The 13637-nt window shown below is 70.7% G+C and carries 13 protein-coding genes and 2 tRNA genes; 9 read left to right on the plus strand and 6 right to left on the minus strand.

Translation table 11 applies throughout. The features are described 5' to 3' along the window. The first annotated feature begins 87 nt into the window (after window positions 1-87). The 4 genes from ACZ418_RS07580 (at window position 88) to ACZ418_RS07595 (ending at window position 3280) form a co-directional block, all read left to right on the plus strand. Window positions 88-1200: an SDR family oxidoreductase gene (locus ACZ418_RS07580; protein WP_468358355.1), complete on the plus strand. Its 1113-nt coding sequence runs from the start codon at window positions 88-90 to the stop codon at window positions 1198-1200. A gap of 130 nt (window positions 1201-1330) precedes the next feature. Further along, the gene (locus tag ACZ418_RS07585) at window positions 1331-1789 is read left to right on the plus strand and encodes a molybdenum cofactor biosynthesis protein MoaE (protein WP_468358358.1); all 459 of its coding nucleotides are present in this window, start codon (window positions 1331-1333) and stop codon (window positions 1787-1789) included. 169 nt (window positions 1790-1958) lie between these two features. Then, on the plus strand, window positions 1959-2132 hold the full coding sequence (locus tag ACZ418_RS07590; RefSeq protein ID WP_385316635.1) for a hypothetical protein: 174 nt from the start codon (window positions 1959-1961) through the stop codon (window positions 2130-2132). 50 nt (window positions 2133-2182) lie between these two features. Further along, on the plus strand, window positions 2183-3280 hold the full coding sequence (locus ACZ418_RS07595) for a YlbL family protein (RefSeq protein ID WP_468358362.1): 1098 nt from the start codon (window positions 2183-2185) through the stop codon (window positions 3278-3280). Between the two features lie 117 nt (window positions 3281-3397). Here the strand turns inward: ACZ418_RS07595 and ACZ418_RS07600 are convergent, their stop codons facing one another. Further along, window positions 3398-3940, minus strand: a complete 543-nt coding sequence (locus ACZ418_RS07600; RefSeq protein WP_468358365.1) for a PPA1309 family protein — start codon at window positions 3938-3940, stop codon at window positions 3398-3400. A gap of 163 nt (window positions 3941-4103) precedes the next feature. Here ACZ418_RS07600 and ACZ418_RS07605 point away from each other — a divergent pair, with 163 nt between their 5' ends. The 4 genes from ACZ418_RS07605 to ACZ418_RS07620 all read left to right on the plus strand — a co-directional run bounded on the left by ACZ418_RS07605 (window position 4104) and on the right by ACZ418_RS07620 (window position 9299). Then, window positions 4104-7028, plus strand: a complete 2925-nt coding sequence (locus ACZ418_RS07605) for a UPF0182 family membrane protein (protein WP_468358938.1) — start codon at window positions 4104-4106, stop codon at window positions 7026-7028. A 41-nt stretch (window positions 7029-7069) separates the two neighbouring features. Continuing rightward, a tRNA-Met gene (locus ACZ418_RS07610) sits at window positions 7070-7143 on the plus strand. 205 nt (window positions 7144-7348) lie between these two features. Further along, the gene (locus ACZ418_RS07615; protein ID WP_468358368.1) at window positions 7349-9157 is read left to right on the plus strand and encodes a tetratricopeptide repeat protein; all 1809 of its coding nucleotides are present in this window, start codon (window positions 7349-7351) and stop codon (window positions 9155-9157) included. A 68-nt stretch (window positions 9158-9225) separates the two neighbouring features. Continuing rightward, a tRNA-Met gene (locus ACZ418_RS07620) sits at window positions 9226-9299 on the plus strand. A 101-nt stretch (window positions 9300-9400) separates the two neighbouring features. On the opposite strand, the gene ACZ418_RS07625 is transcribed toward ACZ418_RS07620, so the two are convergent. From ACZ418_RS07625 to hisN, 3 genes are all read right to left on the minus strand, one after another. Then, entirely contained in the window at window positions 9401-9817 is a 417-nt protein-coding gene (locus ACZ418_RS07625) for a Fur family transcriptional regulator (protein WP_228623407.1), read from the minus strand. A gap of 212 nt (window positions 9818-10029) precedes the next feature. Next, the gene (locus ACZ418_RS07630; RefSeq protein ID WP_468358372.1) at window positions 10030-10425 is read right to left on the minus strand and encodes a CBS domain-containing protein; all 396 of its coding nucleotides are present in this window, start codon (window positions 10423-10425) and stop codon (window positions 10030-10032) included. Between the two features lie 149 nt (window positions 10426-10574). Then, complete coding sequence (gene hisN, locus ACZ418_RS07635) at window positions 10575-11375, minus strand: histidinol-phosphatase (RefSeq protein ID WP_468358375.1); 801 nt, start codon at window positions 11373-11375, stop codon at window positions 10575-10577. A gap of 189 nt (window positions 11376-11564) precedes the next feature. On the opposite strand from hisN, the gene ACZ418_RS07640 reads away from it, so the two are divergent. After that, window positions 11565-12173, plus strand: coding sequence for a TetR/AcrR family transcriptional regulator (locus ACZ418_RS07640; protein WP_468358378.1), 609 nt, complete (start codon window positions 11565-11567; stop codon window positions 12171-12173). Window positions 12174-12205: 32 nt separating this feature from the next. Here ACZ418_RS07640 and ACZ418_RS07645 read toward each other — a convergent pair whose 3' ends face one another. Further along, window positions 12206-12529, minus strand: a complete 324-nt coding sequence (locus ACZ418_RS07645; protein ID WP_228623413.1) for a DMT family transporter — start codon at window positions 12527-12529, stop codon at window positions 12206-12208. A gap of 87 nt (window positions 12530-12616) precedes the next feature. Further along, the gene (gene rsgA, locus ACZ418_RS07650; protein WP_468358381.1) at window positions 12617-13627 is read right to left on the minus strand and encodes a ribosome small subunit-dependent GTPase A; all 1011 of its coding nucleotides are present in this window, start codon (window positions 13625-13627) and stop codon (window positions 12617-12619) included. Window positions 13628-13637: the final 10 nt, after the last annotated feature.

Consider the following 13637-nt stretch of genomic DNA (forward strand, 5'->3'; position numbering starts at 1 on the left):
CCCACGGCAGGCCTGCGGCAGGATGGATGCACCTGGTACGGACGCGTCACTCGCGCTCGTACTGAAGACAACCGCTGGAGACGCCCGGTGAGTTCCCCAGATCCGCAGGTTCGCGCAGCGCGAAACCCGTCTACCTCTCCCGCCGTGCGCGGCCCCGTCGTCGCGGTCACCGGCGCCGCCGGCGGGGTCGGCGCCCTGCTCACCGAGCGGCTCGCCGCCTGCGAGGAGATCAAGCAGGTCATCGCCATCGACGAGCGGCGCGGGGAGTGCGCCGCGGCGCAGTGGCACATCCTGGACGTGCGCGACCCCGCCATCGCGGACCGGCTGCGGGGCGCCGACGTGGTCGTCCACCTCGCGCTCGACCTGGACCTGGAGACCGATCCGGCCGCTCGCACCGCTTACAACGTCCGGGGGACGCAGACCGTCCTGACGGCCGCCGCGGCGGCCGGCGTGCACCGGGTCGTGCTGTGCACCTCGGCGATGGTCTACGGCGCGCTGCCGGACAACGAGCTGCCCCTTTCGGAGGACGCGGAGCTGCGCGCGACCGCCGAGGCGACCGGCGTGGGGGACCTGCTGGAGATCGAGCGGCTGGCCCGCCGGGCGCCGCGGGCGCATCCGGGGCTGAACGTCACCGTCGTCCGGCCCGCCGTGCTGGTCGGGGGTACCGACACCGCGCTGACCCGGTACTTCGAGTCGCCGCGGCTGCTCGTCGTCGCCGGGTCGCGGCCCGCGTGGCAGTTCTGCCATGTCGAGGACCTGTGCAGCGCCCTGGAGTACGCGGTCCTGGAGAAGGTCGACGGGGAACTGGCCGTCGGCTGCGACGGGTGGCTGGAGCAGGAGGAGGTCGAGGAGCTGAGCGGGATCCGGCGGATGGAGCTGCCCTCGGCGGTGGCGCTGGGCGCGGCGGCCCGGCTGCACCGGATCGGGCTCACGCCGTCCCCGGCGGGGGACCTGGCGTACACGATGTACCCGTGGGTGGTCAGCGGGAGCCGGCTGCACGACGCCGGGTGGCGGCCGCGGTGGACCAATGAGGAGGTGCTCGCGGAGCTGCTGGAGGAGGTCTCCGGGCGGCACACGGTGGCCGGGCGGCGGCTGGGACGCAAGGACGCCACGGCCGCGGGGGCCGCGGGGGCGACGGTGGCTCTGCTCGGCGCCGCCGCTGTGGTCCGGCGGGCCCGGAAGGCTCGGCGGCGGGTCTGAGCCCGGGCGAGGCCGGGCGGGGTGGGCCTCGTGCCGCAGCTGCGTCGTACAAGCATCCAAAACGCCCCGCGCGCGTGCCTGGTGAATCTCGTATTCCCCGGTGTCACAGGCGTGCGGCACGATGGGGGGTATGGCACATGCGAACGAGCACCCCGGTGAGCAGTCGGCACAGGATCCCGTCAAGTTGATCGGTGTCCGGGAGACCGCGCTCTCCGTGGACGAGGTGTTCCAGGCCGTCGGGGACGACGCGGCCGGCGGCATCGCCCTGTTCGTGGGGACGGTGCGGAACCACGACGGGGGTGCGGATGTGGACGCCCTCGGGTATTCGTGCCATCCCAGCGCCGAAGCCGAGATGCGGCGGATCGCCGAGAAGGTGGTGGCCGAGTATCCGGTGCGGGCGCTGGCCGCCGTGCACCGGGTGGGGGACCTGCGGGTCGGGGATCTCGCCGTGGTCGTCGCCGTCGCCTGTCCGCACCGGGCCGAGGCCTTCGACGCCTGCCGGAAGCTGATCGACGACCTCAAGCACGAAGTGCCCATCTGGAAGCACCAGAAATTCTCCGACGGTACGGATGAATGGGTCGGCGCGTAGCGCCGTCGTCGGGGGGCGTGGGCGGGTCGGCGCCTGCTGAGCTGGGTCACTCGGAGCACACGGGCTACCCCGTGTTGCGTAACCGGCACCCTCGCGTGAGCGTTGTCAGTGCGGATGGTTAATCTGCTGATCAGTCAGTTGCGGACGCTCATGGCGTTGGGAGGTCGGCATGGGGGCGCTTGTCTGGCTGCTGATTCCGCTGGTGGCCGCGGTCGGCGGCGGACTGTGGGGCAGTTGGGCCAATCGGACTCGTAAGGTGCGCGGCGACGGTCCGGAGCTGGACGGATATGCCCGGTTCCGCGAGGCCATGGAGAGATCCCACACGGGTGCCGGGGGTGCGTGACGGGGGTGCCCTGACGGTGCGCTGACAGAGGCGTCCCGTACTGTCGTGGCATGCCACGCCGCACCGCGACGATGCTCGCCTCCACCCTGATGCTGATCGCGCTCCTGTGCGCGGGAGTGCTCATCCCCGTGCCGTACTCGGAGATGTCCCCCGGCCCGACCGTGAACACGCTCGGGGACCACGACGGCGAGCCGGTGCTGCAGATCACCGGGCACGACACGTACAAGACCAGCGGCAACCTGAACATGACGACCGTCCGGGTCACCAGCGCGGACTTCCGCATGAACCTGGTGGAGGCCGTCTACGGCTGGCTGGACCACGACACCAAGGTCGTCCCGCACGACACGCTGTACCCGAACGGGACGACCGAGGAGCAGTCCTCGCAGCAGAACGCCGAGGAGTTCAGCCAGTCCCAGGAGAGCGCCAAGGTCGCCGCCCTGAAGGAGCTGGGCATCCCGGTCAAGTCCTGGGTGATCGTCTCCACCGTCGTCAAGAACTCGCCCGCCGAGGGCAGGCTGCACGCCGGTGACGTGATCAAGGCCGTCGACGGCACGGCCGTGAAGCAGCCCACCGACGTCGCCAAGCTCGTCACCAGGCACAAGCCCGGGCAGAAGGTCGTCTTCACCGTCGTCCCCGCCAAGGAGCAGGCCGCCGCCGAGAAGGCGCACCGGACGGCGACGAAGACGCAGGACGTCACCATCACCACGGCCACGTCCGACGACAGCGGCGCCAAGCGGGCCATCGTCGGGATCTCCGCCGGGACCGACCACACCTTCCCGTTCAGCATCGACATCAAGCTCGCCGACGTCGGCGGGCCCAGCGCCGGTCTGATGTTCGCCCTCGGCATCTACGACAAGCTGACCCCGGGCAGCCTGACCGGCGGCAAGTTCGTCGCCGGCACCGGCACCATCGACGACAACGGCACCGTCGGGCCGATCGGCGGCGTCGAGATGAAGACCGTCGGCGCGCGCGACAAGGGCGCCCAGTACTTCCTGACGCCCGCCGACAACTGCGCGGCCGCCGCCAAGGACACCCCGAGCGGGCTCACCCTGGTCAAGGTGAAGAACATCGGCGACGCGCTCGGCGCGCTGAAGGACATCCGCAGCGGGAACACCGCGGCGCTGCCCAAGTGCACCACCAAGGGCTGAGCGGCCCCCGCGCGCGACGCTGACCCGGCCGGGGCGTCCCCCCGGGGAAACCGTCACGCGGCTGGGGCGCCCCTCACCGGCAGGGGCGCCTCCATCGCCGTACCGAACCGGTCGGTATCAGTCCTCGAACGTCGCCGCCAGGGCCGCCGCCAGGCCGGGCACCAGGTCCGGGCCGGTCAGGACCTCCGTCGGGGAGTCCTTCTCGCGCAGCCGCAGCGCCGACTCGCGGCCACCGTCGCGCAGCACTGCGACCGTCATGCGCACCTCCTGGCGCTCGGGGTGGTCGGCCACCCACTTGGCCAGCTCGGCCTCGCTCAGGTTCTTCGGGACCTGCGCCTCGGCGGTCGGCGGCAGCATCAGGCGCTCCACCGAGAGGGCGCAGCCGGCCACGGCGTCGGGCCAGGCGATGGTGCCGAGGAACTCGTCCAGCGGCTTGCCGGACGGGATCTCGTCCTGCTCGATCGGGGTGAGACCGGCGGAGGCGGACTCGTCCTCAAGGCCCAGCTGGGCCGCGAGCGCGGGTTCCTGAGCCCGCAGCCGTGCGGTGTCGACAAGGGCGAAGAGGCGAGCGGGCTGGTCCCAGCCGAGGCCGGAGACGTACTCGTCGATCTCGAGTACGGCCCGGGTGAGCGGGCTCGCTGCCATGGGAGTGTTGGACATGGTCACAATCCTGCCTCGTTCCACATCGGAATCGGGAACCGAGGAATGCGTGAGTAAGTTGCATAGGTGTGGGTCCGCGATCACGGGGGCCACGGCGGGTCCGCGAACACGAGGGCCTGACGGATCGACAGCGAACTTCGAGGTGCGCACCTTGGCTTTCCAGATGCCGGACCGCGGCGGAGGCCCGACGGGGCCGCGGATCAGAGCGGGACGACCGTCCCGGGGTGTCCGGACCCTGCTCATGACGCTGGGCGTCCTGGCCGTCCTCGGCATGGCGTTCACCATGTTCGCGGGCTTCTGGACGGACTGGCTGTGGTACCGGTCGGTGCACTTCTCGTCGGTGTTCACGACCATGCTGTGGACCAAGATCGGCCTCTTCTCCGTCTTCGGTCTGCTGATGGCGGTCGCGGTGGGGGTCAACATCTGGCTGGCGCACCGCCTGCGGCCCCCGCTGAGCGCCATGTCCATGGAGCAGCAGAGCCTCGACCGCTACCGGATGGGCATCGCGCCGTACAAGAAGTGGCTGCTGCTCGCCGTCACCGCGCTCGTCGGGCTGATCGCCGGCGCCTCCGCGGCCGGCCAGTGGCGGACCTGGCTGATGTGGGTCAACGGCGTGCCCTTCCACCAGAAGGACCCCCAGTTCCACCTCGACGTCTCTTTCTACGCCTTCGATCTGCCCTGGTACCGCTTTCTGCTCGGCTTCGGCTTCGCCGCCGCCGTCCTGTGCCTGATCGCCGCCGCGCTCACGCACTATCTGTACGGCGGGCTGCGCGTCACCAGCCCCGGCGCGCGGGCCACCGCCGCCGCGACCGGCCATCTGTCGGTGCTGCTCGGCATCTTCGTCGCCCTCAAGGCGGTCGCCTACTGGCTCGACCGGTACGGCCTCGCGGTGAAGTCCAGCGACTTCAAGGCGACCGGCAACTGGACCGGCCTGCGCTACGTCGACGCCAACGCCTATCTGCCGGCGAAGACGATCCTGTTCTGCATCGCCGCCATCTGCGCGCTGCTGTTCTTCGCCACACTGTGGCGGCGCACCTGGCAGCTTCCGGTCATCGGCTTCGGCCTGATGGTCCTCTCGGCGATCCTGATCGGCGGCCTGTACCCGGCGATCGTGCAGAAATTCCAGGTCCAGCCCAACGAACAGGCCAAGGAAGCCCCGTACGTCCAGAAGAACCTCAAGGCGACCCGCGAGGCGTACGGCATCGATGACACCAAGGTCACCGAGTACGCCGGCAAGTCCACGACCTCGGACACGACGAGGCTGCGGGGTGACGCGGACGACGCCGCGAGCATCCGGATCGTGGACCCGAACATCGTCTCGCCGACGTTCCAGCAGGCGCAGCAGATGAAGAACTACTACGCCTTCCCCACCAATCTGGACGTCGACCGGTACCCCGCGAAGGACGGCGAGGACGCCAAGAAAGACACGGTTATCGGCCTGCGCGAGCTGAACCTGGACGGCGTCCCGAAGAACAACTGGATCAACGACCACTTCCGTTACACGCACGGCTACGGCGTGGTCGCCGCCAAGGGCACCGAGGCCGATGACCAGGGCCAGCCGGTCTTCACCGAGTCCAACCTGCCGTCCAAGGGCGACCTCGGCACGTACGAACAGCGCGTCTACTACGGCGAGAAGACCACCACGTACTCCATCGTCGGCGGCCCGCAGAAGGAGGTCGACTACTCGGCGGACAACGGCGACGAGAAGACCACCAGCTACACCGGCAAGAGCGGCGTCAACCTCGACAACCCGATCAACCGGGCCGCGTACGCGGTGGCGTTCAACGAGCCGCAGATCCTCTACTCCGGCGCGATCGGCAAGGGCTCGCGGATCCTGTACAACCGCACGCCCAAGGAGCGTGTGGAGGCGGTCGCCCCCTGGCTGACCATCGACGGGGACGCCTATCCGGCGGTCGTGGACGGTCGTATCCAGTGGATCGTCGACGCGTACACGACGTCGAACGGCTACCCGTACTCCTCCCGTACGACCCTGGGCGATACGACGGCCGACTCGCTGACCGCCACCAACAACAACCGCGCGGTGGTGGCCCAGCAGAACCAGGTCAACTACATCCGCAACTCGGTGAAGGCGACCGTCGACGCGTACACCGGCGAGGTCAAGCTGTACCAGTGGGACACCCGTGACCCCGTGCTGAAGACCTGGATGAAGGCGTTCCCGGGCACGGTGCAGCCGAAGAGCGCCATCTCCCCCGACCTGCTGGCCCACCTGCGCTATCCGCAGGACCTGTTCAAGGTCCAGCGCGAGCTGCTCACGCGCTACCACGTGACCGACGCGCAGACGTTCCTCACCGGCAGCGAGGTCTGGCAGGTGCCCGACGACCCGACCAACGACTCGGGCAGCGCGGTGCCGCCGTACTACCTGAGCATGAAGATGCCGGACCAGAGCAAGCAGTCGTTCTCGCTGACGACGACGTTCACGCCGAACGGACGTGACAGCCTCAGCGCGTTCATGGCGGTCGACTCCGACCCGGGCACCAGTGACTACGGCAAGATCAGAATCCTGAAGCTGCCGACCAGCACGACGGCCGACGGTCCCAAACAGGTGCAGAGCCAGTTCAACTCCCGGCCGGACATCGCGGAGACGATCAGCCTGCTCACCCGGGGACATTCCAAGGTCGAGTACGGCAATCTGCTGACCGTGCCGCTCGACGGCGGACTGTTGTACGCGGAGCCGGTCTACGTCCTCGGCGGCAAGCTGAAGTATCCCTTGCTGGGCAAGGTGCTGGTCACCTACAACGGCAAGACGGCCTTCGAGAACACCCTGGACGAGGCGCTGAACAAGGTGTTCGGGGTGCAGGGTTCGACCACCCCGCCGGGCACCGGCACCACCAGTCCGCCCACGTCCGCCAACCCGACCGTCCAACAGGCCCTGAACGACGCCCAGAAGGCGTACGACGCAGGGCAGAAGGCCCTGCAGGCGCCGAGCGGGCCGGACTGGACCGCGTACGCCAAGGCCCAGAAGGACCTGAAGGACGCGCTGCAGCGGGCGCAGGAGGCGGAGGCCAAGGCCGGTCGGTCCGGCAGCGGCAAGAACGCCGACAAGAACACCGGCAAAAAGGGCACTTGATCAAGGGCTCCCCACGTCGTGGTACGGTTGACATGCAACGGCGCGGGGTGGAGCAGCTCGGTAGCTCGCTGGGCTCATAACCCAGAGGTCGCAGGTTCAAATCCTGTCCCCGCTACTGCAGTCGAAGGCCCGGATCCTCAAGGGATCCGGGCCTTCGTGGTGTGCGAACTCATGTGCTGAGGGGAGGGACGGCCGCGCCGCCGTGGGGAGTTCAGGGGTGTGTGTTTGACTTGTCGTCCTGTGGGCATGTCGACAAAACGCTGAAGTGACCTCACGGGCTGCGGTATACCGGGTGTACCCAGGTTGCAGGTGGTGCGACGATGGACGTTATGGGGGACAAGGCAACTCTGTTCGAGTCAGGGCGATTTGTGCAGCCTTCCGGTGAGGAAGCGTCCCGTGACGAGATGACCGACATGGGGGACGCCGCCGAGGAGGTACGCCTCGGACTCGCCGCGCAGAGCGGCGACGCCGAGGCCGCGAGCGTCCTCGGAGCCATGCTGCTGCGCCGCGGCGACCTCGACGGAGCCGAAACCCATCTGCGAGCCGCCACCGCGGCCGGCGACCGGGCCGCCGCCAACAACCTGGGTGTCCTGCTGCACCAGCGCGGCTACCCCGAGGAGGCCGCCGGCTGGTGGCGCATCGCCGCCGTCGCCGGTTCCGCGGCCGCCGCGCACGCCCTGGGCCGCTACCACCGGGAGCGCGGGGACGAGCCCGCCGCCGAGTACTGGCTGCGCCAGTCCGCCGAGCAGGGCCATGTCCTCGGCGCCTACGCACTCGCCGACCTGCTGGAGCACCGCGGGGATGTCGGTGCCGAGCACTGGATGCGGGTCGCGGCCGAGCGGGGACACCGGGAGGCCGCCTACCGGCTGGCGCGCGCGCTCGACACCGCCGGGCGTGAGGACGAGGCCGGGGCCGACAACGCTGTCGCCGAGGCCGAGCAGTGGTACCGGCAGGCCGCCGCGCGCGGCCACCGGCGTGCCGCGCTGCACCTCGGGGCGATCCTGGAGAAGCGGGGGGAACTGAAGGAGGCCGGGCGCTGGTATCTGACCTCCGCCAAGGACGGCGAGGCCCGGGCCGCCTGCGCGCTCGGCTTTCTGCTGCGCGACGCCGGGGACACCGAGAGCGCGGCCGTGTGGTGGCTGCGCGCGGCCCAGGAGGGCGACGGCAACGCGGCCAACGCGCTCGGCGCACTCCACGCCGAGCGCGGCGAGACCCAGACCGCCGAGCGCTGGTACCGGGCGGCGCTGGACGCCGGTGACGACAACGGCGCCTACAACCTCGGGCTGCTCTGCGCCGAGCAGGGGCGGACCGCGCAGGCCGAGCAGTGGTACCGGCGGGCCGCGTACGCCGGGCACCGGGAGGCCGCCAACGCGCTCGCCATCCTGCTGCTCCAGGGCAGCGACACCACCGGCGCCGAGCCGTGGTTCTCCAAGGCCGCCGAGGCCGGCAGCGTGGACGCCGCGTTCAACCTCGGCATCCTCTACGCCGGACGCGGCGAGGAGACCATGGCGCTTCGCTGGTACGAGCGGGCGGCCGCCGCCGGGCACACCGAGGCCGCGCTCCAGGTCGGGATCGCCCGGCTGCGCGCGGGCGAGGAGCAGGAGGCCGAGCGGCATCTGCGGTGCGCGGCGGGCGGGGGCAGCGCGGAGGCGGCGTACCGGCTGGCGGCGCTGCTCGACGCGCGGCGGCCGCCGGAGCCGGCGCACGAGCTGGGCGAGACCGTGCACGAGAAGACCGAGTGCGAGGAGTGGTACGAGCGGGCGGCTACCCAGGGGCACCGGCGGGCACAGGTGCGGGTCGGGATGCTTGCGGCGGCCCGTGGTGACGTGGTCGAGGCGGCGCGCTGGTACCGCGCGGCGGCGGAGGCCGGGTCGCGCAACGGCGCCTTCAACCTCGGGCTGCTGCTCGCCCGGGAGGGGAGCGAGCCGGAGGCCGCGGTGTGGTGGACGCGGGCGGCCGACGCCGGGCACGGCCGGGCGGCGCTGCGGCTGGCCCTTGTCTACGCGCGTCGGGGGGAGCTGGCGGAGGGGCAACGGTGGGCCAACCGCGCGGTCGAGCTGGGGCCGGCGGAGGTATCGGAGCGGGCCGGGCGGTTGCGGGATGCACTGCGGGAGGAACTCTCGGCGTGAGCCCCGCCACGTCCCCGGTAACTGATTTGCTTCCGTCGACCTCCCTCGCGTAATGTCGTGTTCACCGACGCGGGGTGGAGCAGCTCGGTAGCTCGCTGGGCTCATAACCCAGAGGTCGCAGGTTCAAATCCTGTCCCCGCTACTGAAGGCCGAGGGCCGGAATCCAGAGATGGATTCCGGCCCTCAGTCGTATTCAGGAACAGCGTAAAAAAGGGGGCTTTCGCCCCCCTCTCCGGCGTTCGCTTACGCCCGAGCGCAGTCCGGGCACAGCCCCCGGTACGTCACCTCGACGTCCGACACCGTGAAGCCGAAGCGCTCGGTGTCGGGGAGGTCGGCGAGCGGGTTGCCCGTCGGGTGGACGTCGCGGATCGCGCCGCACCGGGCGCAGACCAGATGCTGGTGCGGCCGGTGCGCGTTCGGGTCGTAGCGCTTGGCGCGTTTGTCCGTCGCGACTTCCAGCACCTCGCCGAGCGAGACCAGCTCGCCCAGTGTGTTGTAGACGGTCGCCCGGGAGATCTCGGGCAGCTTCGCGACAGCCCGTGCGTGGACCTCGTCGGCCGTCAGATGGACGTGCTCGCCGTCGAGGACCTCGGCGACGACGCGCCGCTGCGCGGTCATCCGCCATCCGCGTCCACGCAGCCGTTCCAGAAGGTCGCTCATGGACACCAGCCTAACAGCAAGGGGGACCAGGACGGGAATAGGTGTGAGTTTGGATCGATCTCTGACTTAGAACTTATCCAATGTTGGATGATGGCAGCCGTGGCGCCCCGCAGGCGGCACGCTTGTGCCCAAAGGGCCTGGGAGGTGCCCCCAGGCGGGCCGGACCCCCTGGTGCTCGGGGTCCGGTCCGTTCCGTTTTTCTCTGCGCTCGCTCAGAACGCCGCTGCGGGCTCCGGGGCCGGGGCCCAGCAGCGGATGATGTCGCGGACCGAGACGATTCCGGCCACCTCGCCGCGGTCGAGGACGACCAGGTGCCGGAAGCCGCCGTGGGCCATGGCGCGTGCGGCCTGCTCCAGGGTCCAGGTCGGGGCGGCGAAGACGACGTCGGTGGTGGTGTGTGCGTGGGCGCGTTCCGTGTCGGGGTTCTGGCCGAGGCCGACGGAGTTGAGGATGTCGCGTTCGGTGAGGATGCCGATGCCGCCGGCGTCCGGGTCGAGGACGACGGCGGCGCCGACCCGGCGGGCGGACATCAGGGCGGCTGCCTGGCGGAGGGTGTGGGCGGGTCCGACGGTGAGGATCACCGTGCTCATGGCGTCACGGACGAGCATGGGTGGGGCCACCTCCTAGGAATCCAGTGCGCTAGTTCCTGGATTCACAAGTTCACAAGTGGGGGTGGCTTCAGAGTGACAGGTAAAAGGCGGGTCAACAAGGGGGCGCGCGACGCCAGTTGAGGGCGTATCGGGACTAGTCCCGTACCTCAGCGGCGCGGGTTGAGATACCCCAGCAACTCGTCGTGCAGCAGACCGTTGGACGCCGCCGCGTTGCCGCTGTGCGGGCCTGGGCGGCCGTCGAGGCCGGTGAAGCTGCCGCCGGCCTCCGTGACGACGATCGCGGTGGCGGCCATGTCCCAGAGCGACAGCTCCGGCTCCGCGCACATGTCCACGGATCCCTCGGCGACCATCATGTACGGCCAGAAGTCGCCGTACGCGCGCGTGCGCCACACCTGGCGGGTGAGGTCGAGGAAGCCGTCGAGGCGGCCCTGCTCCTCCCAGCCGGAGAGGGAGGAGTACGCGAAGGACGCGTCCGCGAGCTTGCCGACGGCGGAGACGTGGATGCGGGTCGCGGAGGTCAGGCTGCGGCCCGTGAAGGCGCCGTGGTCCTTCGCGGCCCACCAGCGGCGGCCGAGGGCGGGGGCGGAGACGAGGCCGACGACGGGGTGGTAGCCGCCCTCGCCCGCCTCCATCAGCGCGATGAGGGTCGCCCAGACGGGGACGCCGCGTACGTAGTTCTTGGTGCCGTCGATGGGGTCGATCACCCAGCGTCGGGGGCCGGAGCCCTCGACGCCGTACTCCTCGCCGAGGACCGCGTCTCTCGGGCGGGCGCGCTGGAGGTGGCCGCGGATCAGTTCCTCCGCCGCCTTGTCCGCTTCGCTCACCGGGGTCATGTCCGGCTTCGTCTCCACCTTCAGGTCGAGGGCCTTGAAGCGGTCCATGGTGGTGGCGTCGGCGGCGTCCGCGAGGACGTGGGCCAGGCGCAGATCGTCGAGGTAGTCCGGCATGTGACGAACGGTATCTGCCGGGGTCGGTACGGGGCTACCAGGGGAGGGGGGCGGTGTCGGGGGCTTGTGGTGCCACTGGGGGTGGTGTGACAAGAGTTTCAGTCCGACGGCCCGTACCCCCGCGAACCCTTGACAGTGCATACAAGCGCGTCAAATCTGGGCGCAGAGCCGCTCCGCCCCAGGGAGGCGATGATGCCTGCTGCCCGGGAGTCCCTACTGGACGCCGCCTGTACGGCGCTCGCGCGCCGGCCGTGGTCCGCGGTGCGGATGGTCGACGTGGCCGCGGCGGCGGGAGTGTCCCGGCAGACCTTGTACAACGAGTTCGGGAGCAAGGACGGGCTGGCGCGGGCGCTGGTGCGGCGGGAGGCCGACGGCTACCTCGCCGGAGTCGAGCGGGCGCTCGCCGGGCCGGGCGAGCCGAGGGAACGGCTCACCGCCGTCGCCGAGTGGACACGCTCCGCCGCATGCGACAACGCGCTGATACGGGCCATGCTCACCGGCTGCTGGAGCGAACGGCTGCCCGCCCCGCCGCTCGCCGCCGTACCGTCCTCTTCCTCGGTGCCGGCCCAGCGCCGCGCGGACGGGCCGCTGCCCACGCCCCGCGACTTCGTACGGATCGTGCGGGACCGTGCCGTCACCGCCCTGACCGGCCCCGCCGCCACCGCCGCGGACCCCGCCGAGCTGACCCGCCCCTGCGAACTGGCCGTACGCCTCGCCCTGTCCTGCGTCGCGGCACCGCCGGGGGAGGGCGGCATGGCGGAGCTGATCCAGGCGGTCGTCCCACGCCAGGCGGTGTGATCCCCCAGGTCTCGGTACGGCGGTGCACCTTCCTAGTGCGCCGACCCCGAGAGCTGCAGCCCGATCACCCCGACGATGACCAGGCTGATCGAGACGATCTTCAGGGTGGAGACCAGGTCGCCGAGGAAGACCATGCCGTAGATCGCGGTGCCGGCCGCGCCGATGCCGGTCCACACGGCGTAGGCGGGGCCCACGTCGAGCTTCTTCAGGGACAGGGTCAGCAGGCCGAAGCTGCCGAGGGCGAACGAGGCGAAGGCGATGGTCGGCCAGAGGCGGGTGAACCCGTGCGAGAGCTTCAGGCACACGGCGAAACCGGTCTCCAGCATCCCGGCCACGATGACCAGCAGCCACGCCATGTGCGGTCCTCCCGTTGATCCGGATCTCCGGCTCGGTGCGATTATGCACTTACCGAACCCGGGCCCCGGCAAACAACGCAGAGCCGCTCAGTCGCCTTCCTTGCGCTCCCGCGTGGCCAGCAGGCGGCGCAGCGAGTACAGGCGCGCCGGGTCCGCGTGGCCCTCCTCGACCCACGCGTCCAGCGCGCAGTCCGGCTCGTCGTGGCTGCACGCGCGCGGGCAGCCCTCCGTGCCGGGTTCGAGATCCGGGAAGGCGTGGATGACACGGGACGGGTCGATGTGGGCCAGGCCGAAGGAGCGCACGCCCGGCGTGTCGATCACCCAGCCGTCCGCATCGGTCAGGGGCAGGGCGAGGGCCGACGTCGTGGTGTGGCGGCCGCGGCCCGTCACCGCGTTGACGTCCCCCGTCAAACGCCGGCGCTCCTTGGGTACCAGCGCGTTGACCAGGGTCGTCTTGCCGACGCCCGAGTGGCCGACGAACGCCGTCACCCTGCCGTCCAGGTGCTCCCGCACCCGGTCCGCCGCGTCGCCGTTCTCCAGTTCCTCGCGGCTGGTGACGACGTACGGGATGTCGAGGGCGCCGTACAGCTCCAGCAGCTTGTCCGCCGGGGCGAGGTCCGACTTGGTCATCACCAGCAGCGGCTCCAGGCCGCCGTCGAAGGCGGCGACCAGACAGCGGTCGATCAGACGCGGGCGCGGTTCCGGGTCGGCCAGGGCCGTGACGATCGCCAGCTGGTCGGCGTTGGCGACGACCACCCGCTCGTACGGGTCGTCGTCGTCGGCCGTGCGCCGCAGCACCGACGTGCGCTCCTCGATCCGCACGATCCGGGCGAGGGTGTCCTTCTTGCCCGACAGGTCGCCGACCAGGGCCACCCGGTCCCCGACCACCGCCGCCTTGCGGCCCAGCTCGCGGGCCTTCATCGCCAGCACGGTCCGGTCGTCGACCAGGCAGGTCAGCCGGCCACGGTCGACCGTGAGGACCAGGCCCTCGGCGGCGTCCTCGTGCTTGGGCCGGATGTTCGTACGCGGCCGGGTGCCCCGGCGGCCGGGGCGGGTGCGGATGTCGTCCTCGTCGGTGTGCTTGCCGTAGCGGCGCATGGCGTACGTC

Source organism: Streptomyces sp. NPDC030820 (assembly GCF_055572075.1).

Bases quoted from the DNA above. Each gene is read 5' to 3' on its own strand.
- ACZ418_RS07590 (WP_385316635.1), top strand. From the start codon at position 1,959: ATGGGGGCGCTTGTCTGGCTGCTGATTCCGCTGGTGGCCGCGGTCGGC.
- ACZ418_RS07630 (WP_468358372.1), bottom strand. From the start codon at position 10,425: ATGCTCGTCCGTGACGCCATGAGCACGGTGATCCTCACCGTCGGACCC.
- ACZ418_RS07585 (WP_468358358.1), top strand. From the start codon at position 1,331: ATGGCACATGCGAACGAGCACCCCGGTGAGCAGTCGGCACAGGATCCC.
- ACZ418_RS07605 (WP_468358938.1), top strand. From the start codon at position 4,104: ATGCCGGACCGCGGCGGAGGCCCGACGGGGCCGCGGATCAGAGCGGGA.
- ACZ418_RS07615 (WP_468358368.1), top strand. From the start codon at position 7,349: ATGGACGTTATGGGGGACAAGGCAACTCTGTTCGAGTCAGGGCGATTT.
- ACZ418_RS07640 (WP_468358378.1), top strand. From the start codon at position 11,565: ATGATGCCTGCTGCCCGGGAGTCCCTACTGGACGCCGCCTGTACGGCG.
- ACZ418_RS07625 (WP_228623407.1), bottom strand. From the start codon at position 9,817: ATGAGCGACCTTCTGGAACGGCTGCGTGGACGCGGATGGCGGATGACC.
- ACZ418_RS07645 (WP_228623413.1), bottom strand. From the start codon at position 12,529: ATGGCGTGGCTGCTGGTCATCGTGGCCGGGATGCTGGAGACCGGTTTC.
- hisN (WP_468358375.1), bottom strand. From the start codon at position 11,375: ATGCCGGACTACCTCGACGATCTGCGCCTGGCCCACGTCCTCGCGGAC.
- ACZ418_RS07595 (WP_468358362.1), top strand. From the start codon at position 2,183: ATGCCACGCCGCACCGCGACGATGCTCGCCTCCACCCTGATGCTGATC.
- rsgA (WP_468358381.1), bottom strand. From the start codon at position 13,627: ATGCGCCGCTACGGCAAGCACACCGACGAGGACGACATCCGCACCCGC.
- ACZ418_RS07600 (WP_468358365.1), bottom strand. From the start codon at position 3,940: ATGTCCAACACTCCCATGGCAGCGAGCCCGCTCACCCGGGCCGTACTC.